Source organism: Paenibacillus sp. VMFN-D1 (assembly GCF_003386155.1).
Taxonomy (GTDB): Bacteria; Bacillota; Bacilli; order Paenibacillales; family Paenibacillaceae; genus Paenibacillus_AQ; species Paenibacillus_AQ favisporus.
In genome coordinates this window covers 97701-119957 of the sequence record NZ_QRDU01000007.1, presented here as the reverse complement: position 1 = coordinate 119957, position 22257 = coordinate 97701, and the positions used below count along the sequence as shown (strand labels likewise).

General features: G+C 56.0%; 17 protein-coding genes and 1 other annotated feature. Of the genes, 4 read left to right on the top strand and 13 right to left on the bottom strand.

All coding sequences use genetic code 11. The features are described 5' to 3' along the window. Window positions 1–59: 59 nt before the first annotated feature. Both C7820_RS31180 and C7820_RS31175 read left to right on the top strand, forming a co-directional pair. Complete coding sequence (locus tag C7820_RS31180; protein ID WP_116234345.1) at window positions 60–1118, top strand: LCP family protein; 1059 nt, start codon at window positions 60–62, stop codon at window positions 1116–1118. 42 nt (window positions 1119–1160) lie between these two features. Beyond that, window positions 1161–2471: a glutamate-1-semialdehyde 2,1-aminomutase gene (locus tag C7820_RS31175; protein ID WP_116234344.1), complete on the top strand. Its 1311-nt coding sequence runs from the start codon at window positions 1161–1163 to the stop codon at window positions 2469–2471. Between the two features lie 144 nt (window positions 2472–2615). Here C7820_RS31175 and C7820_RS31170 read toward each other — a convergent pair whose 3' ends face one another. From C7820_RS31170 to C7820_RS31150, 5 genes are all read right to left on the bottom strand, one after another. Further along, complete coding sequence (locus C7820_RS31170) at window positions 2616–4076, bottom strand: ABC transporter substrate-binding protein (RefSeq protein ID WP_116234343.1); 1461 nt, start codon at window positions 4074–4076, stop codon at window positions 2616–2618. Between the two features lie 116 nt (window positions 4077–4192). Continuing rightward, window positions 4193–5065, bottom strand: a complete 873-nt coding sequence (locus C7820_RS31165) for a carbohydrate ABC transporter permease (protein WP_094600071.1) — start codon at window positions 5063–5065, stop codon at window positions 4193–4195. Further along, window positions 5066–5968 (bottom strand): carbohydrate ABC transporter permease, encoded by a 903-nt coding sequence (locus C7820_RS31160; protein WP_240913475.1) that lies wholly within the window; start codon window positions 5966–5968, stop codon window positions 5066–5068. It abuts the gene before it with no gap. A gap of 116 nt (window positions 5969–6084) precedes the next feature. Then, on the bottom strand, window positions 6085–7410 hold the full coding sequence (locus C7820_RS31155; protein ID WP_116234342.1) for a response regulator transcription factor: 1326 nt from the start codon (window positions 7408–7410) through the stop codon (window positions 6085–6087). A 41-nt stretch (window positions 7411–7451) separates the two neighbouring features. Continuing rightward, on the bottom strand, window positions 7452–9260 hold the full coding sequence (locus C7820_RS31150; RefSeq protein ID WP_116234341.1) for a sensor histidine kinase: 1809 nt from the start codon (window positions 9258–9260) through the stop codon (window positions 7452–7454). A gap of 280 nt (window positions 9261–9540) precedes the next feature. Next, window positions 9541–9852 (top strand) — a binding site (T-box leader). A gap of 241 nt (window positions 9853–10093) precedes the next feature. Here C7820_RS31150 and trpS point away from each other — a divergent pair. Next, a complete protein-coding gene (gene trpS / locus C7820_RS31145; protein WP_116234340.1) occupies window positions 10094–11107 on the top strand; it encodes a tryptophan--tRNA ligase in 1014 nt (337 codons plus the stop codon). A gap of 128 nt (window positions 11108–11235) precedes the next feature. On the opposite strand, the gene C7820_RS31140 is transcribed toward trpS, so the two are convergent. Then, window positions 11236–12102 (bottom strand): LysR family transcriptional regulator, encoded by an 867-nt coding sequence (locus tag C7820_RS31140; protein ID WP_116234339.1) that lies wholly within the window; start codon window positions 12100–12102, stop codon window positions 11236–11238. 205 nt (window positions 12103–12307) lie between these two features. Here C7820_RS31140 and C7820_RS31135 point away from each other — a divergent pair, with 205 nt between their 5' ends. Then, the gene (locus C7820_RS31135) at window positions 12308–13222 is read left to right on the top strand and encodes an NADP-dependent oxidoreductase (RefSeq protein WP_116234361.1); all 915 of its coding nucleotides are present in this window, start codon (window positions 12308–12310) and stop codon (window positions 13220–13222) included. 362 nt (window positions 13223–13584) lie between these two features. On the opposite strand, the gene C7820_RS31130 is transcribed toward C7820_RS31135, so the two are convergent. The 7 genes from C7820_RS31130 to C7820_RS31095 form a co-directional block, all read right to left on the bottom strand. After that, window positions 13585–13794: a hypothetical protein gene (locus C7820_RS31130; protein WP_116234338.1), complete on the bottom strand. Its 210-nt coding sequence runs from the start codon at window positions 13792–13794 to the stop codon at window positions 13585–13587. A 447-nt stretch (window positions 13795–14241) separates the two neighbouring features. Next, complete coding sequence (locus C7820_RS31120) at window positions 14242–15504, bottom strand: SGNH/GDSL hydrolase family protein (RefSeq protein WP_116234336.1); 1263 nt, start codon at window positions 15502–15504, stop codon at window positions 14242–14244. A gap of 94 nt (window positions 15505–15598) precedes the next feature. After that, window positions 15599–17206 (bottom strand): response regulator transcription factor, encoded by a 1608-nt coding sequence (locus C7820_RS31115; RefSeq protein ID WP_116234335.1) that lies wholly within the window; start codon window positions 17204–17206, stop codon window positions 15599–15601. Window positions 17207–17221: 15 nt separating this feature from the next. Further along, window positions 17222–18574, bottom strand: coding sequence for an ABC transporter substrate-binding protein (locus C7820_RS31110; protein WP_116234334.1), 1353 nt, complete (start codon window positions 18572–18574; stop codon window positions 17222–17224). Between the two features lie 30 nt (window positions 18575–18604). Next, window positions 18605–20329 (bottom strand): sensor histidine kinase, encoded by a 1725-nt coding sequence (locus C7820_RS31105; protein ID WP_116234333.1) that lies wholly within the window; start codon window positions 20327–20329, stop codon window positions 18605–18607. 99 nt (window positions 20330–20428) lie between these two features. Beyond that, window positions 20429–21295, bottom strand: coding sequence for a carbohydrate ABC transporter permease (locus C7820_RS31100; RefSeq protein ID WP_076175792.1), 867 nt, complete (start codon window positions 21293–21295; stop codon window positions 20429–20431). Next, window positions 21292–22245 carry a carbohydrate ABC transporter permease gene (locus tag C7820_RS31095; RefSeq protein ID WP_116234332.1) on the bottom strand — a complete coding sequence of 318 codons (954 nt, stop codon included), beginning with the start codon at window positions 22243–22245 and terminating at the stop codon, window positions 21292–21294. Before C7820_RS31095 ends, C7820_RS31100 begins: the two co-directional genes overlap by 4 nt. Window positions 22246–22257: the final 12 nt, after the last annotated feature.

Genomic DNA, 22257 nt, shown 5'->3' with positions numbered 1-22257 from the left:
TCTGAACATGTCGAAGACAAGCACTCTCCTTCAACAGGATAGCGAAAGGAAGAAAAGGAATGACTCCAAGGAAAAAAACAATAATATGGATTATAGCCATTATCGTATTAGCCATCATCGGTTATGCGGTCTATTATTTCGCATCGATTTATAATGGCCTGCAGGGATTGCAGAAGTCCGCCGAAAACTCTCCTTTTAAATCGGTTACCCCCGTCGAAGTCAAAGTTCCCGATCCTCCCAAATGGGAAGGCACCGAACCGGTCAACATCCTGCTGATGGGCGTGGACGCCCGCGGCATCAAGGAAGGTGAAGTTCCCAGGTCTGACAGCATGATGGTCGCCTCCCTGGATCCCGTCAAGAAGCGCATCAATGTCTTTTCGATCCTCCGCGATACGTACACCGACATTCCCGAACACGGCCAAGACCGCATCAATACAGCGATTACCCATGGTCCGAATACGGCAATGAAGGCGGTCGGCGATCTGCTTGGGATTCCTATCCAGTATTATGTCTATACGGACTTTCAAGGATTCATCAAGCTGGTGGACGCCGTCGGCGGCGTAGATTTTTACGTGGAGAAGGATATGTATTATCCGAGCAACGCAGACAACCATGAATACGATATCGACCTGAAAAAGGGCCAGCAGCATCTCGACGGCACAACGGCTCTGCAGTACGTCCGTTTCCGTCATGACGCAACATCGGACTTCACGCGGACGGAGCGGCAACGGGCCTTCCTGAAGGCGGTCGCCCAAAAAATGCAGTCCACGACGTCCATCATGAAGCTGCCGAACATTTTGGAGCAGGTCAGCCCATATATAGATACGAACCTGTCCGTCAATGACATGTGGAAACTGGCGACAGTCGGTTACCAGAGTCAAATGGCCGGCAGCGAGCAAATTCCGCCGATGAAGCTGCTGAAAGAGGAAAAGATCGGCAGTGCTTCCGTCCTGACCGTTTCCAGCGAAAGCAAGCTGAAGCAGTATATCCAGGATATTATGAACAAGCCGGAGACGGTGCCGGTATCCAGCGAAGGCAAAACAGGCAACCCAACCAATACCAATTCAACAACCTCCGGGGAGACCGGGGAGAACGGCAGTACGGGCAGCAGCAACTAGGCTGCCCGCCTGCTTTTTATTTAAGAAAGGAAGTTATCCGTCATGAATCGAACACGTTCCGAACAATTATATCAGGAAGCACTGCAGCACATCGTCGGCGGCGTCAACAGCCCCTCCCGCTCGTTTAAAGCGGTTGGCGGCGGGGCGCCCGTCTTTATGAAACGGGCGAACGGAGCCTACTTCTGGGATGAGGACGACAACCGTTATATCGACTACCTCGCCGCTTACGGCCCGATCATTACCGGGCACGCCCACCCGCATATCACGGAAGCCATCACGCGTGCCGCTCAGAACGGCACCTTGTACGGAACGCCGACACAGCTTGAAATCCAGCTCGCCCGGATGCTGAAGGAAGCGATCCCGTCGATGGACAAGGTCCGCTTCGTCAACTCCGGCACCGAGGCCGTCATGACGACGATCCGCGTCGCGCGTGCCTACACGAAGCGCAACAAGATCATCAAGTTCGCCGGATGCTATCACGGCCATTCGGACCTCGTGCTCGTGGCGGCCGGCTCGGGCCCTTCCACGCTCGGCATTCCGGACAGCGCCGGCATCCCGACGAGCATTGCGCACGAGGTCATTACCGTGCCTTATAATGACCTCGACGCCCTTCAGGCGGCGCTGGCCAAATGGGGCGACGACGTGGCGGCCGTCATGGTCGAGCCGATCGTCGGCAACTTCGGCATGGTTATGCCGAAGGAGGGCTTCCTGGAGGGCCTCTGCCGTATGGCTCGTGACAATGGCTCCCTCGTCATCTATGACGAGGTGATCACCGCCTTCCGCTTCCACTACGGCAGCACGCAGACCTTTGCGGGCCTGCAGAACCATGACGCGATCCGGCCGGATCTGACCGCCCTCGGCAAAATCATCGGCGGCGGGCTGCCGATCGGAGCCTACGGCGGCTCCAAGGAAGTGATGGAGCAGGTCGCGCCGCTCGGCCCGGCCTACCAGGCCGGCACAATGGCGGGCAACCCGGCCTCCATCTCGGCGGGCATCGCCTGCCTTGAAGTGCTTCAAGGCGAAGGCGTCTATGAAGAGATGGACCGGCTCGCTGCGAAGCTCGCGGACGGACTCCAGGCATCGGCCGGCCGGTACGACGTGCCGCTGACGATCAACCGCATCCGCGGCTCGCTGTCTACGCATTTCTGCGACCATCCGGTGACCAACTACGACGAAGCGCAGGATACGGACGGCGAAGCTTTCGCCGCCTTCTTCCGCGCCATGCTAAACCGCAATATCAATCTCGCGCCGTCCAAATACGAGGCCTGGTTCCTGACCACGGCCCATACCGAAGCGGACATCGACGCGACGCTGGAAGCGGCAGAAGCCTCCTTCAAGGAGATCAGCAAGTAAAAGAGTATCCGGGAATGGCTGGAATTCACGCCAATCATAACGAAAGACCCTGCCTGCGGCTGTTCAGCCGGGGGCAGGGTCTTTTTGTATTTATGATAGTACCTCTAAGCTAACATCTGGCCACAATTCCGGCCGTCCGCCTCCCTACTGCTGAGGCTTGATCTCATCGAAAAACTTGGTTTGCACCAGTTTGGCAGCGTCGTCCAGCTGCTTCTTGGAATCCGTGTCTTTCTTCGAGAACAGCTCCTGTACGACGTTGGACATCGCGCCATAGTAATCTTGGGTGCCGTACTGGGCTTCAGGCTTGCCGTCCAGCAGTCCGAACAGGTTCGGATCGTATTTGTACACGTTGTCGTACTTGTCGTAAATCGCGGCCACCTTTTTACCGTACTCCGAATCGTCCTTGAAGTAGTTCAGCGGCGCCGGCACGAAATATTTATTGTTGGACTTACGCTCCTGAATATTGCCTTCGAGCGCTTCCAGCCCTTTATCCGTAAAGTAGTCGAACGTGATGTAGCGGAACGCCATTTCCTGCTCATCCTTGGTGGCGTTCGGATTAATGACGAGATAGTTGCCGCCGAGAATACCGTAATGCTTGCCGCCTTTCTCAGCCGCCGGCATCGGATAGGCCAGCACGTTCTCCGGCTTCAGCCCGCCCTGGTTGAGCGCGGCGTCAATGACGTCATACGCGCCTGCGATGACCATCGCCGTCCGTCCCTGCTGGAACGCGTTCAGGGCATCGCTCCAGCCGAGAGCCCAATCCTTCGGAATGGCGTTGGCTTCCCATCTCAGTTTTTTATAGAAATCGAGCGCCTTCACGCCAGCATCCGAATTGAACGCCGCCGTATACTTCCCGTTCTCCACCTTCTGAATTTCCCCGCCCGCTTCGAACAGGAAGTTTGTCCAGTTCCATCCGGCTTCATTGCCTTTCCCCATCGGCGCAATGCCGGAGATGCCCTTCTTCACATCAGCCGCGCCTTTGGCCGTGTTGTACATATCGTCCCACGTCCAGTCCAAGGGCGGCACCGGAACCTGCTTGGCGTCAAGCAGCGCTTTGTTGATCATGGTCGACGTGATATACCCGTTCTGGGTAACGCCGTAGACCTTGCCGTCCACCATGAACTGGTTTTGCAGCAGCGGATTCATTTCGTCCTTGTATTCCCACTTGTTGTACAGGTCCGAAATGTCCGCGACCCAGCCGCGTTCCACCAGCATCTGCGCTTCGGTCGCAAACGTGTTGTAGAATGTCGGGGCTTCGTTCGAAGCCATTTTGATGCCGATTTCGTTGACGCTGTACTGCCAGTCGTCCTTCACGATCGTCACGTTCGGGTACTTCTCGGTGAACCGTTTGATCTTGTCGTCTTCCTGAGCCCGCAGATCTTTTTGGTCCGGAAGCGGATAGTGGATTTTGATCGTGATTTTCTTCTGGGTAATATCGTCCTCCGATTTCCCCGCATCCGTCGTCGCCGTCGTTCCCCCGGATCCGGATCCATCGGACCCGCTGCCCTGATTGTCGCCGCCGACCGTTTTGCTGCCGCCGCTGCAAGCCGCAAGCACCGAGGCCGACAGCAGGAGGCACATCAGCACCATGGAAAACTTACGCATTGAAACTCCCCTTTTCGTCAAATGGTATGGTTTACCCTCTCATCATAAGAGAGGATGGTTCATCAATCGATGTGTAATCGTATGCCCTTCATGTGCATGCCTACGATGTTGGCCGGTCATCCTTTGACCGCCGACAAACTGACGCTCCGCATAATGAACCTCTGGAACACAAGGAATACGAAGATCGGCGGGATCATGACCATGAACAAAATCGTGAATTTGATGTTGTTGTCCATGCTCCGTGCGTTGATGACGTATTTGTAGATCGCCGTGGCCAGTGTATACTTCTCCTCACTGTGCATCACGAGCGACGGCCAGAACCAGTCGTTCCATGCCGTGGAAAAGATAAAGATGGCCAGTGTGGCGAAGATCGGCACGGACAAAGGAACGGCAATCCGGACGTAGCTTGTGAGCTCGGACGCTCCGTCGATGCGGGCCGCTTCGAAGATCTCCGGATGAATGCCATCGAAGAAATTTTTCATCAGCAGAAAATAGTAGGCGCTGGCTCCAGCCGGCAGCCAGAACGCCCAGTACGTATTGAGCAGGCCCAGCTCCTTCAAATTAACGAAGTTCGGAATGATATAGCTCGACGCCGGGATAAACAAGGTCATCAGGATGAAAAAGTAAATTCCCCTGCGGAACGGCACATTCAGCTTCGAGATGCTGAACGAGGCCAGGCCCAGCACCAGCACAGTCATCAGCAGATTGCCGACGAAGATCAAGATCGTGTTCTTCAAAAACATCGGCAGGTTGATATAATCCCAGCCTTCCGAGAAATTGTCCCAATTCCACGTTTGCGGAAAGAAATGCGGCGGGAACGAGTTCACTTCCTGGTTCGTCTTCAGACCGTTAAACATCGTCATCAGAATCGGGTACAGCATCGTGACGACCATCACTGCGATGCCAAGCACCATGATGCCGTACACCACTTTGTTCAGCGGCTTCCTCAAATCGGAAGAAGAAAGGATTCCTCTGTCATGCTGGCTCATCTAGTAATCCTCCTTGTTCATCTTGAATTGAAGCAGTCCGAGCAGGCTGAGTACGATAAACATCAGCATGCCCAGTGCCGTCGCCGAGCCGTAATCCAGCTGGTTGAACGCGTACTTCACGATAAGCAGCGCATAAGTCAGCGTCGTGTTGTTCGGTCCCCCGTCCAGCAGCGCGAGCTGGGACTGGTAGGCTTGGGACGTCCCGATGATTTGCAGGATAAACATCAGCACGATCAGATTCCGTATAGAAGGGATCGTAATGTAGCGGATCCGGTTCCATACGCCGGCCCCGTCGATCTCGGCGGCTTCATACCAGTCTCTCGGAATGCTGAGCACGCCGGCCAAATAGATCAGCATCGCGGATCCGAACTGCTGCCACGTCTCCATGAACACGATCGAGATCATGGACCATCGCCCGTCGGATATAAAGGACACTGGTTCCACACCGAAGCTGCTGAGCAGCCCATTGATCGGACCGACCGGGTCATACATCCACCGCCACATGCCGTACAGCACCACGCCCGGCACGACAAACGGCAGGTAAGCGGCAATCCGGGCAAAGCCCTGAAAAAACCGCAGCTCCGAAATCGCAATCGACGCCACAATCGGCACCCAGAAGCCGATGATGACCGTTAAAAACATGTAATACAGCGTATTTTTAACGGCTGTCCACACATCGGGGTCGTGCAGCACCCTGGCGTAATTATCGAAACCGACAAAGGTGTTGCCTTTGACGAAATCAATCGTAAAGAAGCTGTACACCGCTCCTTTGATAATCGGCACCCACAAAAACAAAATGAAAATGACAATGGCCGGCAGGATGAACAGGTATCCCCAAAGATGCTTTTTCCACCTGCTCGTTCGTCTGCCCGCCGGCTCGCTCTTCGCTTCCGGCTTTAACATAGCTGTAGCGGGTTCCCCCATCTGTCTCCCTCTTTCCTCTAATGTTTCTTAAGGATCATTGTAGAAAAGCGGGCTGCCCGCGCACATGTCTAGTTCTATGGAAATGATGGCTGTTCTTACTTCTTCATCTCGCTCGGGCTCATGCCGAAATACTTTTTGAATATTTTGCTGAAATGCTCCGGCGACTCGTACCCCACCCGCTCGGCGATTTCATAGCGGCGCAGGTCCGTGTTCTGAAGCAGGTGGCGGCTCTCCTCCATCCGCAGCTTGATAACGTACTCCCACAGGTTATGCCCGGTGATTTTCTTAAACAGGTAGCTCAAATAGTTCGGACTGACATGGTTCTTCTTCGCCACCTCATGAATGGTCAGCCCCTTCTGGCTGTAGTTCTCTTCGATATAGCGCCTCGTGCTCTCAACAATCCGGTTGCTCTGCGTCGACAGCTCTTCTGCGGACGGATCTTCAGCGTAGTTATGCCAATTGAAGTCCCCGTAATAAAAAACGTGGTAGTCCGGGTAGTGCCGGCTCCACAGCATCGCTTTATCGGCCTGGCGGCCGAGTACGGAAAGAAAAGGAATGCCCTTCAGGATCTGGCTGATGGCGACTGTACAATCCAGCTTCAAATATTTGCGGATATGATGGTACACGCTGCGGCCGGCCATTTCGAGCTGGCTGAGCTTGTTCTCGCCGGTTTCGGCATTTGCCGCCTCGCTCCACTGGATAATCGCATGGATGTCGTCATCCGGCGAGTAAAACAGAAGCGCATCCCATTCCTGATCGAGCAGCTCCTTCACAATATTGAGCGAGGCATACCGGAGAAGCCGCCGATCCCTGTCGGTATAGGACGAGCTGCCGGAGGAAAGGTCCAGCCTCATTTTCATAACGGCAAAATACGGACCCTTCAGCCCAAGCTCGCCATATTCACCGCCCGTCTCAAGATTCCCTGATTCATGGCCCGCTTCTTCCGACAGCAGCCGGTTCAGAAGCTCGTTCTCTCGGGGCTCGGGCTCCTCCATGCGAAAATCTTCTTGTGTGGCTGTCAAAAGCTCATTCACCTGCGGTATCCGTTTATCCATCTTGAGCAGCACGCTGCCGACGGAGTCCAGAAACTGCTCGCTGTTCAGCGGCTTCAGCAAATAGTCCTTGGCTCCGAGCCGGATCGCGCTTTGCGCGTACTGGAACGTTTCATGCGCTGAAATAATAATCGTCTGCACCCACGGCTTGATGATTTTCGCCTGGTGCATCAGCTCGATTCCGTTCATCTCGCCCATCTGAATGTCGGTGACGAGCAGGTCGACCTCCTCCATCCGGACGATATCAAGCGCCTCATGGCCGCTGCCCGCCGTGTAGACTTGACCGATGTCGAGGCCCGATGCGCTAAGCAGCCCGGCTAATCCCTTACAGATGAGCGGCTCGTCGTCGACGACCAAAATATTGAACATGGATGCTCCCCCTTGTATGTAGCTTGTTTATACCTTGTTTGTCATGAACCGCCTGCCTTTTCGGCGGGAAGCGTGATCGTGACCAGCGTGCCCCCGCCCGGGCGGACGCTGTAGACAAGGCCGTACTCCTTGCCGTAGTGAAGCTGAATCCGCTGATGAATGTTCCGGACCCCGTAACCGGTCGAAGGATCATTTGTTTCACTGTTCAAGTTCCGGTTGATGGCTTCGATGTCCACCGGTTTGTAGCCGTTATCGGAGATGCGGATGCGCAGGATGCCCCCGGACGCCTCTGCTTCGATGCGGATTTCGCCGTCCTCGCCCATATTTTTAATGCCATGAATGATTCCGTTTTCGATCAAAGGCTGCAGCGTAATTTTCGGAATGCTCAACGGGTGCAGCGATTCCGGGAGGTTGATGTCCACCTGGAACGCATAGTCATAGCGGTTCTGCTGCAGCTTGATATAAGCGGTCGCATGCTCCAACTCCTCTCCGAGCGTAATCAGCTCCCTCCCGCGGCTCAGGCTGATTTTCATCAGCTTGGACAGGTCCTTGATCATCTCGGCCGATACGTGGTTGCCTTCCATCTTGCTTTTCCAATAGATGCTCTCCAGCGTGTTGTACAGCAAATGAGGGTTGATCTGCTGGTACAACAGCGACAGCTGCGCTTCCTTTTGCTTTAAATCCATGTCGTATTTGTAATGAATCAGATCGTTCAGACGCCGGGCCATTTCGTAAATCGTGGAGATCAGCACGCTGACCTCGTCGTTGCGTTTCCGGTGCGGCGTTTCGGGCACGGCATTCCCCGGCTCATAACGCCGGACGAAGGTGACCAGCTTCTGCAGCGGGGTCATCAAGGACCGCCAGAAATATAAAATGATGATCAGACCGGCGGCGAAATACGCGACAGAGATGATCTGGATGACATGCTTCATTTCGTCCTGCTGCTGCAGGAGCGCTTTGACCGGCACTTTGTACACCAGCTTCTGCTGGAGCACGTAGTTATAATCCACGACATAGATAAAATCCTTCGTAATGACGTCCTTGACGCCCATAGGTGAATTTCCCGGCTCCACTTCCGGAGGAAGGCTGAGCACGCCCTCGGCATCCGGCTGGGTGGAGGTCAGAATGTGATTGTTCCAATCGGTAAAATACAGCTCGCCTTCCGGCAGCGACACGGTCTTCAGCGATTCGCCGATCCGCGCGTCCACGTTCGTTACCATCAGAACGCCGATCGTACCGCCCTGATCAATGTTGTTGATCGCGCGGACATAGCCGAGCGTTTTCTGGTCATACTGCCCCTTCGCCGGCGGGGATAAATGATCGGTGAGCCGCAAATAGCCGTTCCCTTTACGGGCTACCGCTTCGTCAAACCATTCCGGCTTCTCGGCCTCGTTCGAAAAGAAATAGACCCCGGACTTTTTGGACTCCGGATAATAAGGGGCAAAAAAGTAATGGTTGCCGGGATCGTACACGTACAGCGAATAGTACAGCGGCTGCCGCTCATCGCTCTCCTGCGAGTATGAGCTCAGCATGCGCTCCAGCTTCTCGTAGGTTTTCACCCGCTGCAGCACCGTGTCCTTCCCCGTCGTATCCAGCTGCTGGACCACCGGATTCTGAAACACCGTCGCCGTCACCTTGTTAACGGTTTCAATATCGCGGCTGATCAGTTTGAAATTCTGCTTGTTCAGCTCTATATAAGCATTGGTTACATGGCGTTTTAAAATCTGGCCCGCCCTGTTGTTGCCGTACCCGTTCAGAATAAACACGGGAATGACAAGAACCAGAAACAGCAGGATCATCTGCTGCCTGACGTTCATTCTCGCCAGCGGATTGCGGATCCCCCGCTTCATCAGTCATAACACCTCCGGCTTTCTTTCAATATACCAACAATAAAAATGGGGAAGTATGTGCGTTTCTACGACAATCATTCGCGATTGTAAGATATGGCCCGGCAGACAGGCCCATGGGCGATTAGTCCTAGTGTAATTTATTTTCGGCGGGTTGCCAGTAAAATTTTATGGAAGTGTTATTGGCGTGCCCCGGCGGTGGAATAGCAACGGGATGACAACGGAATAGCGGCAGATGCCCTCTTTCCTTCCTCGAAAAAATGAGCTACAATAGTGCAAATCCATTTTCACGATGATGAAGAGGAGTACGCGCGAATTGCGGCCTTACAGAGAGCCGGCGGGTGGTGCAAGCCGGTGGCGGCGCGCGCGGAAGTGGGCTTCGGAGTGCCCCATCTGAACAGGAACGCTTCCCCAAAGAAGCGGACAGTAGGGTGGGCGGCAGGTCCCCACCGTTAACCGGGGCAGGGTATCGAGGAAGGCATACACAATTTTCTTTTCGTTTAGCGCCGGAATCCGTACCTGTTGAGCAGGGCTGCATCCCTAGAGGATGGCGGCCAATCAAGGTGGCACCGCGGGCTAGAGCCCCGTCCTTGGATAGATCTCCATCTGGAAATTTTTCAGCATGGAGATCCTAAGGGCGGGGCTTTTTTGGCGTTGATATAAGAACGTACGCCCTTCTGCCCGATCAACTAAAGCAAAACTGAAAACTGCATGATTGAAGGAGGTGATGGCCATGGATGACGGCTGGTGGTGGCGTCCCGGGAAGACCGGGTTACTAGACATGCTCGCTAATGAAGTTCCGTATACAAAACAATTTCAATTCAGGAGGAATAACCATGACAATTTCAACAAACTCACAACCCAAGGACATTGTCCTCACCGGAGACCGGACGACCGGCAAGCTGCATCTCGGCCATTACGTCGGCAGCCTGAAGAATCGGGTGCAGCTTCAGCAGCAGTACGAAACCTATATCATGCTGGCGGATGTGCAGGCGCTAACCACCCATTTTCATACGCCGGAAATGCTGGCGGGCAGCGTGCGCCAGGTGGCGCTGGACTATTTGTCGGTAGGCATTGATCCTGATCGTGCGACGTTGTTCGTGCAGTCGATGATCCCCGAGATCGCCGAGCTGACGGTGTTTTATTCGATGTTCGTGTCGGTCAGCTCGCTGCGCCACAACCCGACGATCAAGAGCGAAGCGGCCGAGCGCGGATACGAGGATCTGTATTACGGTTTCCTCGGCTACCCGGTCAGCCAGGCGGCGGACATCACCTTCTGTAAAGCCACCCTGGTTCCCGCCGGCGATGACCAGATCCCCCATATCGAGCAGACGCGCAAAATCGTCCGGCGCTTTAACGAGCTGTACGCCCCCGTCCTGGTTGAGCCGCAAATCATCGTAGGTGAACGGCTGGACGGGCTCGACGGTTCAAGCAAAATGAGCAAAAGCCTCGGCAACGCCATCTCCCTCGATTCCACCACGGATGAGGTCCGCAGCCGGATTCGCAAGGCCCCAACCGATCCGGAGCGCGTGCACAAAACCGATCCCGGCCATCCGGAGGTCTGTACGATTTACGGGTATCACCGGATTTTTCGCCCCGAGGACAGCGGCAATATTCATGACATGTGCACCCGGGGCACGCTCGGCTGCGCCGCCTGCAAAGCTAAAATCACCGGGGCGATCGAAGAGGTGCTGGAGCCGATCCGCGAACGCCGCGCCCGGTATGAACAGCGTCCCGGCGACATCGACGACATTCTAATGGCAGGTACCACCAAAGCCCGCGAGGCCGCGCGCCAAACGATGGGCGAGGTGCGGGAGGCTATGGGGATCAACTATTTTGACCGGAGATAAAATAGCCATAAAAATGGGCTGCCCGGAACCCTCCGGTTAGCCCATAGGAGAATATCCGTCCAAGGTGATACGGCAGAAGCCGTTCCTTGGGCGTTTTTTTTGATTGGTAATAACGAAGCGGCACGCTTTTAAAAGCTCTGGACCAGGAAGTCCCGAAATTCGCGCGCAGCTTGGGATAAATAGCGCTCCTTTTGCCATGCGATTTGATAAGTACGCCGACAGACCGGTTCCTCGATCCGCAGCACATGAAACGAAAATCCGATCCGATCTACCAGCGTCTCAGGGATAAAAGCGATGCCTACCCCCGCCCGGATAAAATGGCCAACGGCCGAATGCTCATCCACCTCGCACACAATATCCGGCTCGAACCCGGCCTGCCTGCAAAACTGATCCGTCATTTTCCGAAATGGATTGCTGCTCTGGATGCAAATAAAAGCCTCCCCCGCCGCCTCGCTTAACCGGATGCTGCTGCGGCCTGCAAACCGGTGTGACGAAGGCACCGCCAGCAAAATTTCTTCCGTCAAAAAGGAAATTCCCTCGATGCCCGGCTGCTCGATCGGTGGGAACGTGATACACAGGTCCAGCTCCCCGCTTACAAGCTTATCCCGCTTTTCCTGCTCTCCCGCCTGTGAAATTTGCAGCCGAATCTCCGGATGCATCCCTAGAAAATCTCCGATCCGGTCGGAGAAGCATTTATGCGTGGTCGTCGCGAGGTTAACCCTGCCCTTCTCCGCTCCAGCCAGATCTTCGAGTTCCCTTCTCCCGTCTTCCAGGGCGTTCAGCGCGGTCTCTACCCTCCGCAGATAGGCCCGGCCAAAGGCGTTCAACCGGATCTGCCGCCCCTTCCGGTCAAACAGCGGCACGCCCAGGTCCTCTTCCAGCCGTGAAATCGTCTTGCTGAGGGCAGGCTGAGCAATGCGCAGTTCCTCTGCCGCACGGGTCATGTGCTCAAGTTCGGCAACTTTGCGAAAATATTGAAGCTGCAGCAGCTCCATCGAAACCCCTCCTTATATACCAAAGGTTATTAATAAATAGCATTATATATATTTTTTATTATTTAGGATCGATTATAGAATAAATACAGGCCGAAGGCGAGAGAGGCTGCTCAAGCTCACCTCAGGAGGCATGAAATAAAAGCTCTGGATATCACTATATTCAATGACCGAAAGGATGATCGATAGCATGACAGAACAACAGACCATGAAAGCGGCGGTGATCCGCGCGTTCGGTCCGCCGGACGTACTGCATACGGCGGAAGTGCCCCTCCCCTTACCCGGCCCTGATGAGGTCAGGGTTCGCATCAAAGCGGCCGGCGTTCAACCGTTCGACCTGGCCGTCCGGGAAACGGGATGGGTCCCGCCTGGTCTAAGCATCCGGTTTCCGCAAATTCTCGGCAATGACTTCGCCGGAACGATCGAGCAGGCCGGAGACCACGTAACGGACTTCGCGGCCGGCGATGACGTGATCGGCTGGGCTCTGCTGGCCAGCTACGCCGAATACGTCGTCGTTCCCGCCAGCCAAATCGTACGTAAGCCGTCGGGCATCCCTTGGGCAGAAGCCGGGGCGCTCGCAGCTTCGGGACAGACCGCCCACACCGCCCTGCAGGAGCTTCGCGTCGGGGAGGGCGATACCGTCCTGATCCATGGCGCCGCCGGCGGGGTCGGCACCATGGCTGTCCAGCTTGCCCGCGCTCTGGGCGCCACGGTTATCGGGACCGCCAGCGAGCGGAACCACGACTACCTGCGCGCCCTGGGGGCGATCCCCGTCGCCTACGGCCCCGGCCTGGGCGAGCGGGTGCGTGCCCTTGCTCCTGGCGGCGTCGATGCGGCCCTCGACGCCGCCGGGAGGGATGCGCTCCGCGTATCCGTGGACCTCGTCCCGGACAGGGAGCGCATCGGCACGATCGTGGACGGCGAGCTTGCAGCGGAGCTCGGCGTCCGCATGATCCGCAACCAGCGCTCGGCTGCGCGGCTGGCCGAGCTGGCGGAGCTCTGCGCCGCGGGCAAGCTGAATGTCCGCGTCCGTAGGACCTTCCCGTTGGAAGAGGCCGCCGCGGCGCACCGCGAGCTGGCCAGCGGGCACGGCCAGGGCAAGGTTGTGCTGACGATCGGGTAAGGAAGGCTCCTGCTGGGGTCTCCGCCGTTCGCCCGAAATCAGCGGTTTGATCGTGGAAGCGGAGCACCGTCGCATGGGCGTGGGCCAGAAGCTGGTCGGCCGGTGAATCGGTTGGGCGAGGTTAAAGGCCTATGCGCAGATCGGTGTGCATTAGAAGAGAGCAGAAGCGGGTTTTGAGATTACGAAGGGGTAGCAGATGTGATAGCTGATGCTGTAGTTGCCTTTGCCTGCCGGGTTGCGGCAGCAGGAGCAGGGTTCAGAGCGGGGCTATCAAAAGGGCTGTAATCAGAGGAGTTGGGCACCAGTCGGCTACGCCCTTACAGGCTTCGGAGCCGATGCTCTCCCTGCCCTAATTAGTTGCCTTAGCGCAGCAGGCATGCTCCCCCTTCCCCGATTCCAGCGGAGCGGCCGGATTCATGCTGGAGAAGCGGCAGCGGCCGCCTTTGTGAGCGAATTTCTTCCTCATCGTCCATTCCCAGAAATTCGCGAGCAACAGCGGTCGGAAGCATGAGCCGGACGCGCAGCGGGCTTACAAGAAGACTTCGGAGCGATACCACCAGAGATGTGGGCATCGGAGAACTCCCACCAGAGGTCTGTGCTCGGGAGCGCAGCGGCCTTAACAACTTCCGAGCGATGCTCTCCCTGCCCTTATTAGTTGCCTAAGCGCAGCAGGCATAGCTCCCCCTTCCCCGAATCCAGCGGAGCGGCCGGATTCATGCTGGAGAAGCGGCAGCGGCCGCCTTTGTGAGCGAATTTCTTCCTCATCGTCCATTCCCGGAAATTCGCGAGCAACAGCGGTCGGAAGCATGAGCCGGACGCGCAGCGGGCTTGCAAGATGGCTTCGGAGCGCACTCCACCAGATGTTACGTCATGGAGCACTCGCCCTCAAGCATTACAACTTCGAAGCTGATGCTCACGTTGCAAGAAGGCTTCGGAGCACCCACCCTCAAGCATTACAGCTTCGAAACCTCCGCAATAAACAAGGGCTCCCCCATTCGGGGAAGCCCTTCTCGTGCTTATTATGGATTGATAAATGCCGTTCTCAGCTTCGCCACGTACTGAACGTCGAAGCCGAGGCCTTGCGCCAGCGCTGCCAGCGGTACGTACGTCTTCGATTCCTTGCCGACCTTGTTCAGGAACGCCGGTGCGCCAACAGCGACCGGTTGGCCGTTCACCTTCACGGAGCTGGCGCCGATCGTGATGACGACCGTGTTGCCCGCGTAACTGATCGTCGCGCTGGACGTTTTGCCGTCCCACTTGGAAGTGGCGCCGACCGCGTTCACGATGTCCTGGATGGCCACGAAATTCGCGCCGTTCTTGATGACCGGCTTGTAAGGCGTGTTCAGCTCCTTGCCGCCGACGATGATACCCATCGGCGCGCCCGCCTCGTGAACAGCCAGCTTGGTGTAGCCGCCCCAGATCACTTCGGAGAAGACTTTGGCCATCGCCTCATACCCCATCTGGTTCGGGTGGATGTCCCGATCCGCGATGATATGCGTCATCGTGCCCTCGCCGCCGACGAACTCCTTGGCCACATGGGCCACCTTGACATTGACGCCCTGCGACTGATAGGTGGCCGCCATCTTGTCAATGACGTCCGTAAAAGCCTGGGCTGCCTGCCCCAGCTTCGGATACAGCGCCTTGTCGGCGATTTCCGGCATCGGCTGGTACTGGTCGGCGACCACGATCAGCGCGTCCGGATTCAAGCCGTGCAGGTCGTCCAGCACGACCTTCATGCTGTCCGAGTACAGCTTGAACAGCTCCTGTACGCGGTCGGACAGCTGCTGGTCCGTCATTTGGCTCCCGGTCTCAAGCAGCTGGGACATGTCGTTGCCGCCGATCGTGATCGTAATGGCGTCCGCGGCCTTCACGGCCGCTTGGGTCTGTGGAGCCGCTGCGCCGATCTGGGCGGTCCGGGGATCCGGCAGGTTCGGCTGAATCGCCTCGGCACCGATCGGCTGTCCGGCTGCGACGGCTTCCACAAAGTTTTGGAGCCCTAGGCTCTTCAGCCCGGCAATCCCCACGTTCAGCGTTTCCGTCCGGCCGTGAAGCAGCCCCTGCTCCTGCAGGCGGTCCACAAAACCGTAAGGAACGTCCTTCTCTCCCTTGCCGGGCTCATAGCCGACGGTTAGCGAATCGCCGAAGGCGACGATCCGGTAGGGCTCTTTCGCCGCCGCTTGCGGTGAAGAAGCGGGTGCCGCTCCCGCCGCGCTCAGCACCAGTGCCGAGGACAGTAGCGCAGCGGACAGCGAGCCTATGTACTTGTGAACAGTTCGAAGCATGTGATCACTCCTTATTCAATGGAACAAGCCTCCGGCAGGACGCCAAAGGCTTGCTTGCTAACTTCAGTTTACCACCATTTACCGGTTTGGGGGATTAGTTTTTCCCCGAAATGGCGGCATGCGATTCGCGATATTCCGTCGGGGTTTGGCCCGTGGCCTTTTTAAAAACCTGGGTAAAATATTTCGGATCCTGATACCCCACCAGCGGCGCAATTTGATACACTTTTACGCTCGTATGGCTCAGCATGTACTTGGCTTTGTCCATCCGGCACTCCGTTAAATACTCAAGGAACGTATAGCCCGACACCTGCTTGAACAAGGTGCAGAAATGGCTGATGCTCAGGTCGGCGACTTCGGCAACTTCCTCGATGCTGAGATCTTGATGATAATGGTTCGAAATATACTGCTTCGCCTTTTCAACCACAGTTGGTCCGTCTTCCCGGTGCTGGCTTTTCAGGTGATCCGCCAGCTGCACCGCAAATGCTTCTTTAAGCAGAGCGATCGCGTCATGCAGGCTTCCCTGGTCATGCAGCTCATGAATCAGGCCGTCCAGGCGCCAATCCATCGGCGGATTTCCCTGCTCCAGCTGGCGGCACAGGACGATCGTCAGCTCGATGAGCAGCCGCTCGGCTCCCTCCTTCGGATAGGCCTGTTCTTCCAGATATCCCTTCAGCTCATCCCAGCATGCGTTCAGGCGCCCCGTATCGAGCGTCCGGATGGCGTCCAGCAGCTGTGATTCCAGATGCTTCGGATATTTTAAATCCGGATGCCCGGCAATATCCTCATGCTCCGTATCGGCAAACACACCCTCCTGCTCGGAGTAAAAGCGCTGGTACAGCGCCCGGGCTGCCCCGTCATAGGCTCTGCTCAGCTGATGGATTCCCCGGGTCGTCCGGCTGAGGCCCACCGAGCACTTCAGCTTGGAATACGTACGGATCCGGTCGATCAGATCGTGGCCAAGCGTGATTTTCCGCGGCTGCAGCGCATCGGGGAACAGCACGATCCATTCTCCGCTGTGAAAAGGAAACACCGCCAGGCATCCGTACTGCTGCGACCACTCCTCCAAAATGTTGCGGACCGCAAACAGCCACAGCCGCTTTTCGGCCATCGACCACCGTTCGCTCAGCTGGTGGTAATGATCCAGCTGCACAACGGCCATAAAGTAGTCCTCATCCAGCTCATGGCTCTCCAGCCACGCCAGCGGTCCGCACGGACGGTCGTTGCCCTCAATCCATTCCGCATACATCCGCTCGCGGGCCATCACGGACAGCACCTGAACCGAGTGCAGAAGTCTGTCGTCGGCCCGCTGCGCGTCCAGCCGGGCAGCCGCCCGCTTCAGCATCTCTGTCAATTCGTCATGATCGATGGGCTTCAGCAGATAGTCGAAAGCCCCCTGCCGAAGCGCCTCCCTGGCATATTCAAATTCGCCATAACCACTGATCACGATGAAAATGCGTCCAGGATTGCCCGTAAGCACTTCCTTCATCAGCGTAATACCATCCATGCCGGGCATGCGGATATCGCTGATGATGATGTCCGGCGCATGCTCCCGGACCAGGTCGAGCGCCCCTTCCCCGTTCTTCGCCTCGCCGGCCACCTCGATGCCCAGCTCCTCCCAGGGGATGGCAGCCTTCAGACTCCGCAGAATGATCGGTTCGTCATCCACCAATATGGCTGTGTAATGCCGGCCTGAACCTTCCATTTCCTATCCCTCCTTTCATTTCACCGCCGTGCTGCGCCTCAGATTCCAGTACTGCTGAGAGGAGACGTCCAGCTCCTGCAATGCGTCTCCCGCCGAAATGCCCCCGTGGATCATCTCTGCGATGACCGCCAGAAACGATTTGTTCACTTCCGGGGACAGCATATTGTCATAAGGAACGAAGGTTTGCGGATCCTGCTCCATTAAGGCGGTCACCTGCGGAAAAACCGGCCCGGTCCGCTCGGCATCAAAAGGAATGCGCATGGACGGAATCCGCAGCCCCTCGTACACGATCCGCTCCTGCACTTGGGTCGTGTACAAGCTCTTCATCAGCTCCAGGGCCGCCTTTTTCTGCGCTTCGCTTAAATTGGAAGATAAACCGATCCCGATCGTATAGCCTCCCGCAAGCGACTTGGAGCCGCCCGGCTCAAGGGACGGGAACGGAATCGCCTTGATATCGTTCTGAAAATCGGCCGGCGCCCGTTCGTTATGAAACAGCGTAATGTCCCAGTTGCCGTTTAAATACATGCCCGCTTTGCCATGGCTGAACAGATCGATCGCTTCTTCGGTCGAGATATCGTTGGGATGGGGGCCGAATGCCCCCTTTTCCGCCCATGCCTCGATCTGGTTAAATGCCTTCAGATAAGCCGCATTTTGAAACGCGCTGCCGCTGTTTCCCTCGACGAGGTTTTCGATCATTTGCGGATTGCCGTAGCGGTCCATTAAATAATGGGCAAAAATAGCCGCCGGCCAGCGCTCCTCGTTGCCGAGGGCAAACGGGATATAGCCGTGCTGCCGCAGCACGTCCACCGCTTCGTTTAACTCGCTTAACGTTTCCGGAATGGCGATCCCGAGCTTGCGGAACAAGGCGGCGTTCACATACAGCGGCTCGGCGTTGCCTTCAATCGGCAGGCCGTAGACATGGCGGTCGAAGGTCCACAGCTTCAAATCTTTAAATTCGTTCTCCAGGTGGTTGCCGTTCACGAACTCCGTCAAATCGAGCAGTCGGTTCGACCTGACGTACGGTTCGATCTCGGCGCCGCCAAACAGGACGAACATGTCCGGAGGCGTGCCGGTCACCATCTCGCTCTTGAGCTTCTGCTCCCGGTGGATCGTTTGATCCATCCCGTCGAAGTTGACCTTGACGTTGGGATGGGCCTCCTCGAAATCGCGCACGACATCTTCAAAAATGTTCAGCATCGGCCGGTCATGCTCACTGATCCAGAAATGCCGGAAGGTCAGCGTGACCTTATCGGTGGCATCCTCCTCGATCGGCTCATGGTTCGCATGCGCCACGACGACGACCGTGCCGGTCAGTACGACCGCATAGAGGAGCACCCAGCCCCAGCTTCGCAGTTTTCTTCTTAACATCCGTTTTTCTCCTCCCCTGACGCCCCGGTCCTATGGCATAATCTTCGGCACCCGGATCCGGACGACTGATCCGCCGCCGGGAGAGGAGCATATGAGAATGCCGTAATAGCCTCCGAACCGGATCCGCAGCCGTTCATGGACGTTTTTCAGGCCCACGCCGCTGTCATGATACTTTTTCGATCCGGCGGACTCCTTGTTCCAAATGCGAAGCAGCGACTCCGGGTCAAAGCCCGGCCCGTTGTCCGTCACGTCGATGACGATGTCCCGGCCGGCTTCAATGGCCTGGATGCGGATATATCCTTTGTCCTCCATCGGCTCAATGGCGTGGTACAAAGCGTTTTCAACAATCGGCTGTACGATCAGCTTCTGAGTCATATATGATCGCAGCGTCTCGGGAATGTCGATTTCATAGTCAAACCGGTCTTCGAACCGGTATTTCTGAATGTTCAAGTAATGGCGAACATGCTCGAACTCCATATACAGCGGAATAAGCTCCTGGTTCTCGCTGATGCTGATCCGCAGCAGCTTGCCGAGGGAAATAACCATTTTGCTGATATCCCGGTTCCCGGCCAGCACCGCCATCGAGTTGATCGATTCCAGCGAATTGTAAATGAAGTGGGGATTGATCTGGGCCACCAGCGCCTGCAGCTCGGCTTCCTTCTTGCGGGTCTGCTCCGTCTCCACCTGCTGGATCAGCTCTTGGATCTGCGAGCTCATCCGATTAAAGCCGTCGATCAGCAGATCGGTTTCATCATCGCTTTTCGTATGGGATGTGATCGGTACGAAGATGCCCTGCTTAACCCGCTTCATGCCGTTTACGGCGCTGATCAGGCTGCGGACCAGCCTGCGGATAAAAAATTGGTCGAACCAAAGTGCCGACAGCAAAGAAAACAGTCCTAAAATAATGGCGATATTCCGAATGGAAACGGATTCAGAACGAATCAGCTTCAGCGGCGTCACCGCAACCAGATACCACTGTTCGTTGTGGGACGGCAGAAAGGTAATTAGTGATTTTTCATGATGAAACGAATCTACGTAATAGTCCTTCGTCTTGGTGTAAGTGTCTGACAGAAAAGGAAAAGAGATGTTCTCCCCGATCCGGTCTCCGGATTTGTTAAATACGACACTGCCCTCTTTGTTCACCAGCAGAATGTCCCCGTTCTTCAGCGTCGCGGCTTCCCAGAATACCTGATCCAAAATGTCCGGCTTCACATAGATGACCAGATAGCCGATCGTCTCCAGCGAGTAGTAGTCTTTGATGACGCGGGCATGAATCATAACGGGACGGCTCACTGCCGCCGAACCGTTCTCCCCCGGCCCGGACCATACCGGACGCCCTTCGGCGCCAAGCATGGACGCATACCAGGTTTGCCGCTTCAAATCGCCGAATGACATCGGCGCATTGTACTGATAGATCAATTGGCTGGTGGAGTACAGGCTGAACGAAGTAATCATCGGGTGGTTGATCAGCAGATTGTTGATCTCCTGCTTGCGGTCGTACGTCACACTTACATCCGGATTTTTCAGAAACTGCTGAATGACCGGCTGGGTAATCGCCGCATTGGAGACGGAGTTGATCTCATTCAAGGCGAACTTGAGCTTGCGGTCCGTCTCCAGCAGCGAAATCCAGTAGAAATTGTTCGACTTCTTCTCCATGGCGCTGGAAAAGTTGTAATAGGTGACCACGCCCATGATGATGACCGGTATGAACACCAGAAGAATAATAGCCAGTAATATTTTGCGGCGGAGCTTCATGGCACTTGGGTCCTCCTGCCTCCTGCTTCTATGTCTTTAGATCTATTCATTCTTCATGGCATGAAATAATTCCTTCGTGTCTGGCAGATTTTAGGGGGATCAGCTCTTGATCGCCCCGGAGGTCAAGCCTGCAATGACCCAGCGGCTGAAGAGAAGGAACACGATCAGAAGGGGCAGCGTCGCCGTAAACGTCGCAGACATGATCATGCCGTAATCGAGCCCGTCGCGGTTAGAGAACAGCTGCTGCAGTGCGATTTGGATCGTAAAGTGCTCACTGTTCTTCAGCACAACGAGCGGCCAGAAGAAGTCGTTCCAGACGTTCATAAAATTGAGAATGCCAAGCGTCGCCATGGCCGGCGTAATGACAGGGACCGCTATGCTCCAGAAAATCCGGAAATGCCCGCCGCCGTCGATCCGTCCGGACTCGATCAGCTCGGAGTGGACCGCCGTGGAAATATACTGCCGCATCCAGAAGATCCCGAAGGCGTTCACCATCGCCGGCACGATCAGCGCCTTGTACGTATCGATCCAGTGCAGCTTCGCCATGATGATATACGTCGGCAGCACGCTCAGCTGGGTCGGCACGAACAGGGTCGCGATCACGAAGTAAAAGAGCGCATTTTTCAGCGGAAAATCGTACTTGGCAAAGGCGTATCCGGCCAGGGTGCAGAAGAACACCACCGACACGGTCACCATGGAAGAGACAAAAAGCGAATTGAGCAGCGCGCGAAAGAAGTCCGTCCGCTCCAGCACCCGCTGGAAATTGTTCAGAAACTCGCCGCCGATGGACAGCATCGGGGGAATATGAAATACCGCCCCGCGGTCATTCGTCGCAATGACAAACATCCAGTAAAAAGGAAAGATCGAGACCAGCGCCCCGAGCACGAGCAAAATGTAAAAGAGCGTTTTGCCGATGATTCCCGTATCCCCCGGCGTCCGGGAAGAAGCCGTTTGAAGTGAACTCATGCCTTACCACCTTCCGTATCTCCGTTCATCCGTCCCGATACCCACATGTTAATCATGGAGAAGATGATCGTAATGATAAACAGCATGACCGCCGTAGCCGCCGCCGTTCCGAAAAATCCGTTGCGGAAAGCTTCGCTGTACAAATAAGTCACCATCGTGATCCCTTCCTGGCGGGTCGATCCCGTTCCGGACTGCCCCAAATAGACGTACGGCTCGGTAAACAGCTGGAGTGCGCCGATGGTCGAGATCAGCGTCACGAAGACGATAAACGGCTTGAGCAGCGGCAGCGTAATGTAAGCCAGCTGCTGGCGGCGGTTCGCCCCGTCGATCCGCGCGGCTTCGTACAGGTCCATCGGAATGCTCTGCAGGCCGGACAAGAAAATGATCGCGTTGTAGCCCGTCCAGCGCCACATGACCATGGTGGAGATGGCGATTTTGACGCCCCACCAGCCGGAGTTAAAGGCCACGCTCTCCAGCCCCAGGCCGTTCAGCATCCAGTTGATCATGCCGTTGTTGCCGAACAGGGTGCTGAATACAAGCGTCACAGCAACGATCGACGTAATGTTGGGCATGAAAAAGAGAACCCGGAACGTCTTCTTGAACCGGGTCATCGCCGAGTTAAGCATCACCGCCAGCAGAAGCGCAATAATCAGCTGCGGGACGGTGCCCATCACGCCCATGATGAGCGTATTGGTGAACGAGATCCAGAAGGTCGGATCGCTCGTGATCAGGTCGTAGTTTTTCATCCCGACGTATTTCATCGGGCCGAGCGCATCCCACTTGTAGAAGGACAAATAAATCGTAAAGAATATCGGGTACAACCCGAAAATGGCGAACAAAATAAAAAAAGGCGAAATAAACGTATAGGCTGTCATCCGGCTCCGCCTTTGCTCTGTCAGAAAAGGCTTCTTGCTGCTCCGGGCCTGCGAAGCGATTACGGTTTCTGCCATGCTGCACCTCCG

What these genes read in the sequence shown, in the direction of transcription:
- C7820_RS31180 (WP_116234345.1), top strand. Translation starts at nt 60, where the DNA reads ATGACTCCAAGGAAAAAAACAATAATATGGATTATAGCCATTATCGTA.
- C7820_RS31175 (WP_116234344.1), top strand. Translation starts at nt 1,161, where the DNA reads ATGAATCGAACACGTTCCGAACAATTATATCAGGAAGCACTGCAGCAC.
- C7820_RS31170 (WP_116234343.1), bottom strand. Translation starts at nt 4,076, where the DNA reads ATGCGTAAGTTTTCCATGGTGCTGATGTGCCTCCTGCTGTCGGCCTCG.
- C7820_RS31165 (WP_094600071.1), bottom strand. Translation starts at nt 5,065, where the DNA reads ATGAGCCAGCATGACAGAGGAATCCTTTCTTCTTCCGATTTGAGGAAG.
- C7820_RS31160 (WP_240913475.1), bottom strand. Translation starts at nt 5,968, where the DNA reads ATGTTAAAGCCGGAAGCGAAGAGCGAGCCGGCGGGCAGACGAACGAGC.
- C7820_RS31155 (WP_116234342.1), bottom strand. Translation starts at nt 7,410, where the DNA reads ATGTTCAATATTTTGGTCGTCGACGACGAGCCGCTCATCTGTAAGGGA.
- C7820_RS31150 (WP_116234341.1), bottom strand. Translation starts at nt 9,260, where the DNA reads ATGAAGCGGGGGATCCGCAATCCGCTGGCGAGAATGAACGTCAGGCAG.
- trpS (WP_116234340.1), top strand. Translation starts at nt 10,094, where the DNA reads ATGACAATTTCAACAAACTCACAACCCAAGGACATTGTCCTCACCGGA.
- C7820_RS31140 (WP_116234339.1), bottom strand. Translation starts at nt 12,102, where the DNA reads ATGGAGCTGCTGCAGCTTCAATATTTTCGCAAAGTTGCCGAACTTGAG.
- C7820_RS31135 (WP_116234361.1), top strand. Translation starts at nt 12,308, where the DNA reads ATGAAAGCGGCGGTGATCCGCGCGTTCGGTCCGCCGGACGTACTGCAT.
- C7820_RS31130 (WP_116234338.1), bottom strand. Translation starts at nt 13,794, where the DNA reads ATGCCCACATCTCTGGTGGTATCGCTCCGAAGTCTTCTTGTAAGCCCG.
- C7820_RS31120 (WP_116234336.1), bottom strand. Translation starts at nt 15,504, where the DNA reads ATGCTTCGAACTGTTCACAAGTACATAGGCTCGCTGTCCGCTGCGCTA.
- C7820_RS31115 (WP_116234335.1), bottom strand. Translation starts at nt 17,206, where the DNA reads ATGGAAGGTTCAGGCCGGCATTACACAGCCATATTGGTGGATGACGAA.
- C7820_RS31110 (WP_116234334.1), bottom strand. Translation starts at nt 18,574, where the DNA reads ATGTTAAGAAGAAAACTGCGAAGCTGGGGCTGGGTGCTCCTCTATGCG.
- C7820_RS31105 (WP_116234333.1), bottom strand. Translation starts at nt 20,329, where the DNA reads ATGAAGCTCCGCCGCAAAATATTACTGGCTATTATTCTTCTGGTGTTC.
- C7820_RS31100 (WP_076175792.1), bottom strand. Translation starts at nt 21,295, where the DNA reads ATGAGTTCACTTCAAACGGCTTCTTCCCGGACGCCGGGGGATACGGGA.
- C7820_RS31095 (WP_116234332.1), bottom strand. Translation starts at nt 22,245, where the DNA reads ATGGCAGAAACCGTAATCGCTTCGCAGGCCCGGAGCAGCAAGAAGCCT.